The organism is Flavobacterium sp. (genome assembly GCF_044369455.1).
Classification (GTDB): domain Bacteria; phylum Bacteroidota; class Bacteroidia; order Flavobacteriales; family Flavobacteriaceae; genus Flavobacterium.
In genome coordinates, this window is the sequence record NZ_JBIPLW010000008.1 from 78,192 (window position 1) to 91,940 (window position 13,749).

The 13,749-nt window shown below is 32.0% G+C and carries 7 protein-coding genes; 2 read left to right on the forward strand and 5 right to left on the reverse strand.

Annotation, left to right across the window (positions count from 1 at the left end; genetic code table 11):
• Window positions 1-202: 202 nt before the first annotated feature.
• The 3 genes from ACIQ2L_RS09280 to ACIQ2L_RS09290 form a co-directional block, all read right to left on the reverse strand.
• Window positions 203-3,034 (reverse strand): triple tyrosine motif-containing protein, encoded by a 2,832-nt coding sequence (locus ACIQ2L_RS09280; protein ID WP_396158057.1) that lies wholly within the window; start codon window positions 3,032-3,034, stop codon window positions 203-205.
• 127 nt (window positions 3,035-3,161) lie between these two features.
• Window positions 3,162-4,556, reverse strand: coding sequence for a T9SS type A sorting domain-containing protein (locus ACIQ2L_RS09285; protein WP_396158059.1), 1,395 nt, complete (start codon window positions 4,554-4,556; stop codon window positions 3,162-3,164).
• 285 nt (window positions 4,557-4,841) lie between these two features.
• A complete protein-coding gene (locus ACIQ2L_RS09290; RefSeq protein WP_396158061.1) occupies window positions 4,842-6,179 on the reverse strand; it encodes a T9SS type A sorting domain-containing protein in 1,338 nt (445 codons plus the stop codon).
• 389 nt (window positions 6,180-6,568) lie between these two features.
• On the opposite strand from ACIQ2L_RS09290, the gene uvrA reads away from it, so the two are divergent.
• Window positions 6,569-9,388, forward strand: a complete 2,820-nt coding sequence (uvrA, locus tag ACIQ2L_RS09295; RefSeq protein WP_396158063.1) for an excinuclease ABC subunit UvrA — start codon at window positions 6,569-6,571, stop codon at window positions 9,386-9,388.
• Between the two features lie 758 nt (window positions 9,389-10,146).
• Here the strand turns inward: uvrA and ACIQ2L_RS09300 are convergent.
• On the reverse strand, window positions 10,147-11,328 hold the full coding sequence (locus tag ACIQ2L_RS09300) for a M28 family peptidase (RefSeq protein WP_396158065.1): 1,182 nt from the start codon (window positions 11,326-11,328) through the stop codon (window positions 10,147-10,149).
• Window positions 11,329-11,623: 295 nt separating this feature from the next.
• Between ACIQ2L_RS09300 and ACIQ2L_RS09305 the strand changes: the two genes are divergently transcribed.
• On the forward strand, window positions 11,624-12,217 hold the full coding sequence (locus ACIQ2L_RS09305) for a hypothetical protein (RefSeq protein WP_396158067.1): 594 nt from the start codon (window positions 11,624-11,626) through the stop codon (window positions 12,215-12,217).
• Between the two features lie 92 nt (window positions 12,218-12,309).
• On the opposite strand, the gene ACIQ2L_RS09310 is transcribed toward ACIQ2L_RS09305, so the two are convergent.
• Window positions 12,310-13,740, reverse strand: coding sequence for an MFS transporter (locus ACIQ2L_RS09310; RefSeq protein WP_396158069.1), 1,431 nt, complete (start codon window positions 13,738-13,740; stop codon window positions 12,310-12,312).
• Window positions 13,741-13,749: the final 9 nt, after the last annotated feature.

The following is a 13,749-nucleotide window of genomic DNA, read 5'->3' on the forward strand; positions in this document are numbered from 1 at the left end:
TGTAAATTTACAATTATTATATTTCAATAATAAAATAACTAATTAAACAAACTATACAAGTTAGTTTTAAATGAAGGGTTTAATTAAACCAATAGTTTATCTAGTATTATATACATATTAGAAACAATTATTTTTTTTAGAGATCAAATAAAAAAGAATTTGTATAGTTAATGTATAGTTACAATAAGGATAATATATAATGTTAAATCGAAAGTATATATTCAACTAGGCCTTTTTCATGAGATAAATCCATTTTTTTTCGCAAACGATAACGCTTAATTTCAACGCTTCGAACGGAAATATTAAGTAATGGAGCAATCTCTTTAGAAGATAAATTTAATCTCAAATAAGCACAAAGTCTCAAATCATTTGGAGTCAAAGATTCATGAGCTTGTTTTACTTTCTTTAAAAAATCTTTATCTGCTGTATCAAATGCTTCTTTAAAGGCATTCCATGCATTATCAACAGAAATATTTTTATTTATGGTAGTTGTTATTACTGACTTAATACTTTTAGAACTCGTTTCATCGGAAGATTTTTTTAAATCTTCCTTTATTAAAGCTAATAATTCATCTTTTTTAATCAAACTCATCGTTGAAATGGCCAATTCTCTACTTTTTTCATTTACATCTAATGAAAGTTGCTCATTACGTAATTTCATTAATTGTTGTTCGTTTTCTAATTCTTTAATTTCAAGCAATAGATTATTCTCTTCTATTAGCTTTAAATTTTGTTTAAAATAATAACTTTCATAAGCTTTATTGATATAATATGCCAATACACAAATCATTAGAAGATAAATGATCAAAGCTAAATTTGTAGAATACCAAGGTTTTGATATTGTAAAAGTATAGGTTGCTAAATTATCTGGTTGTGAGTTTACAAATTTTGATCGAACTTTAAAAGTGTAATCACCTGATGGCAAGTTTTTAAAACCAATTGAAGAATTTTGGTTCCATTCACTCCATTTATCTTGAAAACCTTCCAGCAAATACTCATATTCAGAGATAATATACTTATTGTATTCGGGAACTGTATAACTAATCGTGATGTTGTTTTCATCATGAGCAAATTTACCGGGTTCTGATATTGAATAATTAATAAGTTTGTCATTAATTTTATTAATACTAATGTCAGAAATAACAACTTTGTGATTCTTAAATCCAAGTTCATTAATATTAAAAGTATAATAGCCGTCTGTAGTTCCTATCAAATAAAGTAAATTAGATAGTTGCGCTATATTTTCATATCCTAACATCGAATTGGTAATTGATGAAGGTATTGAAATAATATTCCTTTTTAAATCGGAATTTAATTTGTTAACAGTAAAATAGTTTATGTGATTTTTTGAAAATACCCATAATTTATTGGAATTATCCAAAATTAATTTTCCAGATGTATATTCGTCTTTATCAAAAACCCTACTTAATAATTTATCTCTTTCAAATTGTTTTGTCTTTTGATTTAACTTGTAAAAACCATTTTTGTATGCGTAATAGATTGTATTGTTAAATTTAGATAAACTTGCATTTTTACCTTTGATTGGATTTGTATAAGCAAACAATTTTGAACCTTTTCTGCAATCAGAATCTAATTGAAAACGAAAAACACCTTTATATTCATGACTTACATATACCTCGTTTGTGTTTGTAATTTCAAAATACTTAGAGGAATAATCGAATCCTGAAATTTTATTTCTGAATATCCATTGATTGTTTATTTTCTCGATAACTGAAATACCATAATAATTTCCTTGAAGTATACAATTTTTATTATTTGGTAGTAATTCAAATTTCCATGTGCCCGATTGCGAAAAAATTAGTCTTGACGATTCGCCTTCAATGACAAACGTGCCAGAATCATGACCACAGAATAAAGTTCCGTCATAAGCAAAAAGAGACCAAACCTGACCTTTAGTTCCTGGAATAAATTTAAACTGACCTTCATTTAAACCTTTTTTATAAAACAATCCTTGATTGGTTCCTATGTATAATTTTTCGTTATGTAAAATTGAAGCATAGACCGTCCCTAACATTCCTGTTTCATCTACAAAACTTCTAATTGGCGATTGCAAATTGATGCAATTAATTCCATTATCTAGCCCAATCCATAAATTCTGATCATTATCTTCAAAAATAGAAAGCGCCGTATTATTTGACAAACCTTTATTTTGAGTCATATGAAATCTCACTTTTCCGTTTTTTGTTAAAATAAAAACGCCATTTGAAATTGTACCAACAGCAAAACTTCCGTCTTTTAACATTTGACTACTATAAATACTACTTGCAGCTATTTCTGCATCTGCTTCAGTATTAAATTTCGTCAAATTACCATTAGTTATTTGATAAAATCCATTAAACTGCGAATGAATTAATAATCCATCATCAGTAGCAAAAACATTTACAATTTTATTGTTTTTAAGAATAGAATTATTAGTCACTAACTTACTTGCACCATTTTCAATTTCAAACAAATCAAAATTGACCGTCTGATAATATATTGAATTTGCAGCTTTAAAGGATTTTAAAATATTTCCTTTAGGAATAATTATTTTGAATTTCTTGGTGATGGTATCATAAATATAAATTCTATTTAACGATTGAAAAATAACCCATTGCTCATAATTCAAAATATTCCAAAATTGTTCATCAACAAGAATTTTAGATTTAATCGTATTACTTAGCGAAGTATACTTGAGTTTTCCATGATCTTGTCTTGCCCAAAAGCCAAATTCCATATAACAACCTGTAAAGATTTTGTCTCCAATTACTTTTACCGATCGAACAATTGTTTCGTTTGGTGAATTATATAATGTCCAGATTGAACCATTAAATTCAAGTAGACCATCATTGTTAGCAAAATATAAATATTGGTTTTTATCTTGTGATATCATCCAATTTTGATTTCCAGCTTTATATAATGATGGCGTATAATTTACAATAGGAGGTAAATCCTGAGCATTACTAAATGTAGATAAAAGTAGCAGTAATGCTAAGCAAATATTTTTTTTATATTGAGTGTCTTTAGGTGTCATTGTATTACAATATTACGAATTCAATAACTAGTATTTATGAATTAATTTCACAATTTAAGTTTTTGAAGTGTAAAAATAGAAAAGCACGAAATAAATTTCGTGCTTTTCAAAAATAATTTGCTTAAAGCTATTCTTTTATGAATCTTGTTGAAGATACATTTCCGTCAACAGTAGTTTTTACGACATAAACACCAACTTGAAGAGTTGATACATCTAATGAAACTAAAGCTTTGTTTGGAGTTTCTGAAATAACTTGTTGTCCTAAAAGATTATATACACTAACTTTTTCGATGTTTGAAACTGATTGAATATTTAAAACGTTAGTAGCAGGATTTGGATACAATTTTGCTTTTGAAACTTCAAAATCTGGTGAATCTAAAGTAGTGTTTTTGTGCAAATAAATGTTGTCATAATACACCGTTCCTAAATTAGAAGTTATTACGAATTGAACAAAATCAGTTCTGTTAGTACCACCAACGGTAGTGAAATTAGATAATAACACATCTATTGGAATCCAAGTTCCTTCAAGTCCTGGTTGTAAAAAGGTAGAACTATTTCCATCATATTGATAGGCATTAGTTTCTCCACCTGTTCCACTCCAATTAGAAAATTTAAAATTAAAAACTTTACCTATTGTTGTTGGTTCAGATGTCCATATATCCATATGAAAATGAGTAAATCCTGTAGAGTCAAATCTACCTGATAAAAAGGAAACACCTTCACATCCTAAACCAGTAACTCTATTTGTGTTATTACCATCAATTACAACTAAACTTGTTGAGCCTGGGCACCAAGAAGTATTATATGTGTTATCATCACCACCAGTGTATCCAATGGTAGTAATTGGTGCGTAGTGATCACTAAATATTGATTTAACATCAGCAGCAGGCCTGTTTGGTTGCACTGGAGCACCAGTAGTTGGAGCAGGAATTACTGGAGGTGTTCCAAGTGGTCCTTTAATATTATCTACATAAAAAGTTCTTGCTGGTCTTGGAATTGGGTTTCCACCGGGAAAAAATGACGTTTCACCAGCAACCCAATACGTATGAATAACAAAACCACCATAAGTACCATTAGCTAATGCTGCTTGCCCATCAAGTGCAGTATTAAATGTAAATGAAATAGTTTGCCATGCGTTTCCTCCTGGATGTGAAGCAGATGCTGCGACTATAGGAGGACCACCTACACCACCAGTAACTTTCACTAAAAAAGTAATCGGATCAGCAGAAAGTACATCCATAGTCATTGTTTTGATAGTTGTTAAATTAACTAGTGAGGTTAAATTTAAATTTATCCCTTGCCAAGGTTCAGCTGCAGGATTACCTGTAATTTTAAGTACTCGCGAAGTATTTGTTCCAGTTCCAGTTTCTAAAACAGGTGCAGGTGCTAAATTAGCACCAATATCACCGAAAGGTCCTCCGTTAACACCACCCGTTTCAGTAGTTTCAAAACCTAATAAAAGATCTTGTGAAAATCCTAATGAAGAAATCATAAGGAATAAAAATAATGTAATTTTTTTCATGTTTATTGCTTTTTAATGATTATCAAACTTAATATTATTATACAACATTTTAATTTTTATTAAGTATATAAAAACTATACAACTCACAAATACTTCGTGAGTACTTCAAATTGAAGTAATATAAGGGTTTATTTTACTTTATCCTTCAGTTTTTTGAAAACAAAAAAAAGGCTAATGTTGTGTTAATGTTGTGAATAAATTACTTCAGTTGGGTAAGTTTGTTTGATATAAATATCAAAAAAGCACGAAATTTATTTCGTGCTTTAAAAACTAAATAATTTTGACTTATTCTTTTATAAATCTTGTAGAAGCTATTTTTCCATTAATAGAAGTTTTAACAACATAAACTCCTAATTGTAGATTAGCAACATCAAGTGTCACTGTTTCAGAATTTGGAGACTTTGATAAAACTTCTTGTCCTAAAAGATTGTAAACAGAAACTTTTTCAATAATTGAAATTGCTTCTATTTTTAAAAAATTGCTAGCTGGATTAGGATATAATTTAATTGAGCTAGCATCAAACTCATTTGTACTCAAAGGTAATCTCCAAATATAAAGATTATCGTACCATACCAAATTATTTAAGTTACTTGTAACTCCAAACTCATGCATAATAGGATTGGTCACTAAAGTTGCCAACTGAGAATTAGATAAAGCTCTATCAAAAGAATACCATGTACCAGGAACTGGAAGTGGAGAAAGACCATTAATATCAATCGGAATTTCTACTTCAGCTGCGCCTCCACCAGTATTAGGTATTATTTTTAAATTGAATACCTTTCCAACCAAACTAGTTCCCGTTGGAATGAAAAAATCAACATGTACATTAGTAAATCCTGACACATTTCGAGTTGCATTAGGAAAAGTAATTCCTTGACAAGCATTGCCTTTGTATGCTAACACGTTGTTGGCACCACCACCCGCAGTAGTTGCTTGTACTGCATTTGCCCCACACCATCCTGTATCTAAATTTATTGGCGAAATACTTGTGTAAGCATCGCTGTAAATAGAAATTACATCATCAGGCATTCTTGCTGGTGGAATTGGAGAATTTACGGTTGGACCTGTAATACATGGTGGGCAAAAACCACCACAATCGATTCCTGTTTCATTGCCATCTTGAACTCCATTATTACAAGTATTTATAACTTCAACAACAGATACATTGTCAATAAAAACAAAACCTGTTGCAGCTCCCATATCAAAAATGACTCTGTCGGTAACAGTATCGCCATAATTTATAGTAAATTGATAAGTAAAGGTCTGAGAATTAGCTGTTAATGTAGGCGTTGCTGTTAAAGCAGAAAAAGGAGGGCCAGTCTGTCCAAGACCAACAGTTATCGGCCTTGTATTAGTCACTGAATCGGTAAATGCATCAAAAATTAATTGATACGTAGTGCCGTTAGTTAACGTAACTACTTGGCTTAAATTAACATCAAAAGCATTACCTGGAGAAGCAACGTTTGCTTGATTAACAAAATTGCCGGCGCCTAAGTCAACAACATTGGCTGCATTACCATACCACGGTGCTTCATCACCAGTTTGAAAATTACCATTTGTAACAATTTGAGAAAAAGAAATTGTACTAAATAATAATGATAAAAAGAAAGTAATTTTTTTCATAATTTTTTTTTTTAAAATTTTTTGTAAAAATAAATTAAAGTTTTTTCACTTGATTTTTGTTTAACTATACAAAAACTATACAGAGAAAGAAATTTATAAAAAAGTAATAATTTCAAATTAGATGAGAATTAACAACTTTTTAAAAAATAAAAATTCTGTTTTCTTATATGTTTAATTGATGTGGCAATGTTGTAATAAAATAAAACTCTCACTGATTTAATTTATTCTCCAATTACCATTTCAATTTTAAATGTAAATATAATAAACTAATTTACTGATTATTTTAACAAAAGTATAAGAATTGTATAATTATTGTAATTTCAACAACTTCGTAATTATTTTTTTCATTTTATATTTAACTACATTTGCAATCTTCCAAAAGTAACTTGATGAAATCTTCTGAAATTGCCACATTAGAGCCAAAAAAAAATATCTTAATCAAAGGAGCACAAATTCATAACTTAAAGAATTTGGATGTAGTGATTCCTCGTAATAAATTAGTTGTAATTACCGGTCTTTCTGGTTCTGGCAAATCTAGTTTAGCTTTCGACACCTTATACGCTGAAGGTCAGAGACGTTATGTTGAAAGTTTATCTTCTTATGCACGACAATTTCTTGGAAGATTAGACAAACCCAAAGTTGACTATATTAAAGGCATTGCTCCAGCCATTGCTATTGAACAAAAGGTAAACACCACCAATGCACGATCTACTGTTGGAACTTCGACTGAAATATATGATTATCTCAAATTACTTTTTGCACGTATTGGAAAAACGTATTCTCCCATTTCGGGAAAAGAAGTTAAAAAAGATACGATTACTGATGTGATTACGGCTGTGAAATCATTTGAAATAGATAGTAAATGGTTGCTCCTATCGCCTATTCATCTTGAAGAAGGTCGTAAATTAGAAGATAAACTAAAAGTATTGTTGCAACAAGGCTTTGCTCGTATTTTAGTCAACAACGAAATGGTTCGTTTGGATGACATTAACCAACATTCATATGACAATAAAAACATTCTGCTTATCATTGACCGAATTGTAGTTAAAGAGGAAGAAGAATTTTACAACCGATTAGCTGATGCTACTCAAACCGCTTTTTTTGAAGGGAAAGGAGTCTGTTATCTTCAAGACTTGGCATCAAATAAACGTTTACCTTTTAGTTCTAATTTTGAATTGGATGGTATCAGTTTTTTAGAACCAAACATCCATCTTTTTAGTTTCAACAATCCCTATGGCGCTTGTCCCACTTGCGAAGGATATGGCAACATCATTGGGATTGATGAAGAATTAGTGATTCCAAACACTTCACTTTCTGTTTTTGAAAATGCCATTTTCCCTTGGCGTGGTGAAAGTATGAGCTGGTATCGTGATCAATTGATAAATAATGCTTACAAATTTGACTTTCCGATTCATAAACCTTTTTTTGAACTTACGGACGAACAAAAAGATTTGATTTGGAAAGGAAATAGCTATTTTACGGGCTTAGATGATTTCTTTACCGAATTAGAAGATAAAAATTATAAAATACAAAATCGTGTGATGCTTTCGCGTTATCGCGGTAAAACTAAATGTACGACGTGCAAAGGAAAAAGGCTTCGCAAAGAAGCTAATTATATTAGCGTGGGAGGCACCCGAGGCGGAGCCGAACAGAGCGAAGCTAAAACCATTTCAGAATTGGTAGATATGTCCATTAAACGATTAATACCTTTTTTTAAGGAGCTATCGCTTTCAGAGTATGACCAAAAAGTTGCCAAAAGACTTTTGATTGAAATCAACAATCGATTAGCATTTTTAAGTGATGTAGGATTGGATTATTTGACCTTAAATAGAAATTCTTCCACCTTATCTGGTGGTGAATCACAGCGAATCAATTTGGCTACATCTCTTGGTAGCAGTTTGGTTGGTTCGATGTATATTCTTGATGAACCAAGCATTGGTTTACATCCAAAAGATACCGAACGATTAATTAAAGTATTAAAAAACCTTCGTGATTTAGGCAACACCGTTATTGTGGTAGAACACGATGAAGACATCATGAAAGCTGCTGATAGAATTATTGATATTGGTCCCGAAGCGGGCACTTTTGGTGGTGAATTAGTGGCCGAAGGTACTTTTGAAGAAATTCTAAAAGCAGATTCGTTGACTGCAAAATATCTAAACGGACAACTTGAAATTGAAGTACCAAAAAAACGAAGAAAATCGAACAACTTTATCGAAATAAAAGGCGCTAGAGAAAACAATTTACAAAACATAGATGTTTCGTTTCCTTTGGAAAGCTTAACAGTAATTACAGGTGTTTCTGGTAGTGGAAAAAGTACTTTGGTAAAAAAAATATTGTTTCCAGCGATGCAGAAAAAACTAGAAGGAATTGGCGATAAAGCAGGTCAATTTACGGAAATGACTGGAAGTTTTTCACATTTAAAGCACATTGAATATGTAGATCAAAATCCAATTGGGAGAAGTTCACGTTCGAATCCAGTGACGTATATAAAAGCATACGATGACATACGCGATTTGTATGCGAAAGAAAAGCTATCGAAAGTTAGAGGCTATCAAGCCAAACATTTTTCGTTTAATGTTGATGGTGGACGTTGTGAAACTTGCAAAGGTGAAGGCTCTATAAATGTGGAAATGGTTTTTATGGCTGATGTTTCTTTGCCTTGTGACACTTGTGGTGGAAAACGATTCAAAAAAGAAGTGTTAGAAGTGGCGTTTGAAGGCAAAAATATTGATGATATCCTAACGATGACTATTGATGATGCCATTACGTTCTTTGCCGAAAACAAACAAACTAAAATAACGCAAAAGTTACAGCCTTTGCAAGATGTTGGATTGGGTTATGTGCAATTGGGGCAATCTTCTTCTACTCTTTCGGGTGGTGAAGCACAGCGAATTAAATTGGCTTCGTTTTTTGTAAAAGGTGTTACCAAAGAAAAAGCCTTGTTTGTTTTTGACGAACCCACTACGGGTTTGCATTTTCATGATATTAAAAAACTGTTAGCATCCTTTGACGCTTTAATCGAAAAAGGTCATTCCATCATTGTAGTGGAACATAACCTCGACCTGATAAAATGTGCGGATTGGATTATTGATTTAGGTCCTGAAGGTGGCGAAAATGGTGGACAATTGCTTGCGACTGGAACACCGGAAGACATTGTTAAGAATACAAAATCAGTTACTGGTTTTTACTTGAAAGAAAAAATATAATAGGTATTATTCAACTACTATTTTTCTAGCAATTCTCCCAACTGGTGCTCGTTTGTTACGAGTACCAACTTAAATTAGAACAAAGATCGTAGCATTTGCAATGCGGTTAACCAATACAGAAGTAATAATGAAGCTTCCGTTTTTATATTATTGTTTTCTCAAAAATACTATATTTGATAAAATGTTTTAAAACCCGCGTTACAAACGCTTTATTTTCCATAAAAAGGTAAGTAGGTACTCGTTGCAAACGAGCACCAGAATGGTTAATAGATAAAGTTGTTGTATTTCAGTATTTTAAATTATAAACCACACGAAAGGATTCGTGCGGTAGCGGGGCAATGCGGTTAACTAAAACAGAAGTAATAATAAAGCTTCCGTTTTTATATCATTGTTTTCTCAAAAATACTATATTTGATAAAATGTTTTAAAAACCCCGACCGCTCGGATATGTTCAACGGTCGATAGCGCGGATTTACTTCGTCAGTTCGCTTCGCTCGAGTGCAATCCGTGCCCACAACAATATAAAAAACTACAAATGTGATGTTTGTAGTTTTTGATTGATATAGAAGAAGCAAATGACATCCTAATTAGCCCCGATAGAAACGACATCCTCGCGAAGCGAGATATAGTGGATAGCGGGAGCAGTATTGAAAAGAAAGATAAAAGTGTGCTCCTAAATAACAAAACTAATTAGCGGCAAGAAAAACTATAAAAAAAAACCACAATAAATTGTGGCTTTTTAGGTACTAGAACATTGATTACTCAACGATGATTTTTTTAGTATATCGGTTGTTATTAGTTTGCACAACCGCCAAATACATTCCTTTGGCTATTCCTTGAAGGGAAACTGTTTCTATTAAACCTGCATTTTCAATTTGCTTGTTCAGCACTACTTTTCCTTGTATATCGAGTAGTGAAATAGAATAATTTGATTGAGTTAATGAACCTAAACTAATATTTAAATCAGTTGAGGCTGGATTAGGATATAGACTTATTTGGGAAGAATCTTGTTCGTTTACATCTAATGCAGTGGTTGACGCTTTTGCAAAATGCAACATGGCACCTGTTGCAGCTTTTGCAATATTGTATACGTAAACAGGATCCATATTAATTAGTAAATCTGTGGCAGTATGCCTGTGAGGCGTTTCATTTCTTTCGAAAAAACCAGTAATGATTTCATTATTATCTTCAAATGGCATATAATCTGACGCATAAGCATAATCTAGGAAGGTATTTAATGACGAATATAATTCGACACAATTAATTAACTCATTAGTAATTATATTGGATGCTGCATTATTAGAAGTTGGGCTTCCTGTGTCTCTCTCGCATGTAATGGTATCATTGGTCATATCTGCTCTTCCTCCTACTTCATCAATATTAAATACCAATTTAATATCCATTTTAGGATTGGTAGCATTGACAACAGTAGAAACAAAGTGCTGGCTTCCTATTAATCCATCTTCTTCTCCACTAAAGTTTATAAACTTAATCGAATATTCTGTTGGGATGTTTTTTAGTAAACGCGCTACTTCAAAAATAGTAGCCACGCCACTACCGTTATCATTAGTTCCTTTACCGTTTATTGTATCATAATGTCCGCATAAAATGATAAACGTATTTGGATATAGCGTTCCCACTTTGGTCACAACCAAATTTTTACAGGTGGTAGAACCATTGGTAAAGCTATATTCTTGCATTTGAGCAGCGGTATACCCATAACTTAAATATTCGGCTTTTAACCAATTTAGTGTGTTTTGTAATGGTGTTGTGCCTCTTCTTTTTACGCCAAGGTTTTCAAATTCTGTCAAATTGATCAAAACATTCGATTCGGATACTTGGCTAACTACTGTTCCGTAATAAGGTATGTATTGTTGACTGTATGCTTCAGAAAATAATAGAAATAAAGCAAATGAAAATTGTAGTAGGTTTTTTTTCATTGGGTAATTGTACTTTTTGTTGAATTAAATTTAAAACGAAACAAATGTAATAAAATTTGAATACAAAAGTTATTTATAATGCATTAAAATATCAGTAACATTAAAATAATATTTGTCTTAAGAACCTGATTAACTAATGTTTAAAATATATTAATCAAACCTTAAGAATTGTATTCGTGCTTTTGGCACATTGATTGAAAGTGTTCATATCATCAGAAATACTTTCTGTTCGAAGAAGCCGAATCCCGAAGTATCGGGAGAAAGAGCAAATTATTAACGCATAAATGTATAAATCATGAAAAAAATTACCTTTTTAGTAGCAAGCGTTTTAATGACAACTGGATTTATAAACGCAACAGAAAGCAGAACAAGATTCAGCTTTGAAGAACCAATTTCATTTGTAGAAAGAGGCATTGAGTTTTTTGTTTTTCCTAATGGAGATTTTGATTTTAATACGCGTCCACAGGATGGCCAAGGAGATTATTTTTATAAAGCTGCTGGAAAACGTGGTGCTTCAATTCAGGAAAGAAGAACATTTAACTATGGTACTCGAATAGAACATGATAGTTTTGGTAGGGTTAGACGCGTTGGTAACACGTTTATCAATTACGATAGTAACGATAGAGTAAGTCGCATTGGAAGTGTTTATATGAGATACAACCGAGTTGGTTTAATTCAAATTGGTGGAATGAGAATTATATACAACTACAGAGGTGAAATAGTAGACACCTTTGGATCCATAAAAAGGTATTATAACTCTGGTTATGCCTACAACTATACTAATTGCTATAACGATGATCATTATTATACTGCTTCAAACTATACTGACAATGATTATTACTATTATAGAGCAGATGGCACCAAAGCTAAAATAGAAGAAAAAAAATAAGTTAGGTTAAATTGAATGGTTTGATTTTGTTGAAAAAAATCCCGCAAAGTGAAAACGATGCGGGATTTTTGATTTTATAAATCAAATGAGTGTTAATGCGAGTTGTTTACTTTTTTATCAAAATCAATTCCTTGATTTTTCAATATTCCTGAAACTTTCCAAGCGTAAAAAGCCAAATAAGCAAAACAAAACACTCCAACGATGTAACTGGCATGAATTGTAGTGATATCAGCAATATACCCTTGCAACCAACTCACTATGCCACCACCCATAATCATCATAATCAAAAAACTACTTCCTTGACTAGTGTTTTTGCCTAAACCACTTATAGCTAATGTAAAAATACAAGGCCAAAGTGTGCTACAAAATAAACCAACACTAGTAAAAGCATAAACACTTACCATGCCATTAGTTGCCATTCCTGTTAATAATGCGACAATTCCCAAAACAGAGAATATCAATAACATTCTGGCAGGATTTCCTTTACTGGCAATATCTGCCGCAATTAAAACTAGGATTATTAATGCATAAATATAGAAAGGTGTCAAATCATGTTCCGCAATGGCATTAACCAATAAGAATACCCCAAATGCTATATATGGAGCAATAAAACGTACTATTTTTTGGGTACTCATGTTATCTGTAAAAGCTTCAACAGCTCCGGTCCAACGACCAATCATCAAGCTAGCCCAATATAATGAAATATAAGGCGCTATGTCTTTAGTTATAAACCCAAGATTTTTTTCCATATAAGCTGGCAAATTACTTGCCGTAGAAACTTCTACCCCAACATAAACAAAGATACCAATCATGCCCAAAACCAACTGTGGATATTTTAATGCAGAACTTCTATTAGTAGTTTTCTCTCCTTCTACTTCAACAACCGCTTGTGGTTTATCGGGCAATGAGGAAAACTTCAGTAAGATAGCTACTAATAAAAATGCTCCTCCTAAAACTAGGTATGGAATTTTTACACTTTCAATACTCATAGTAGTATTTCCAGTTGTTGCAGCTCCAAAAATGGCAAAACTCACAATTAATGGCCCAATGGTTGTTCCAAGATTATTAATTCCTCCAGCTAATGTTAATCGTTGTGAACCAGTTGTAATTGGTCCGAGTGCAATTGCTAATGGATTAGCAACCGTTTGTTGTAATGAAAAACCGAGTGCCACAATAAATAAACCTGAAAGCATTAATGGAAAGGAACCCATATTTGCCGCAGGATAAAACAACAACGTTCCAAGTGCAGAAATAACAAGGCCAAGCGCCAACGAATTTTTATAACCTATTCTATTAATTAAATCGCCCTTAGTTAAATAAGAAACAATCATATAAATTATCGAACCCACAGTGTAGGCGACATAAAACGCTACAGATACCAATTGACTTTCTCCTTGAGTTAAATGAAATGCTTTTTTAAAAACAGGGATTAAGATATCGTTACTGGCAGCAACAAATCCCCAAAAGAAGAAGACGGTTACTAGTGGAATAAATTGTGCCCAATTGGTTTTGGTTGTACTCATAATAATATT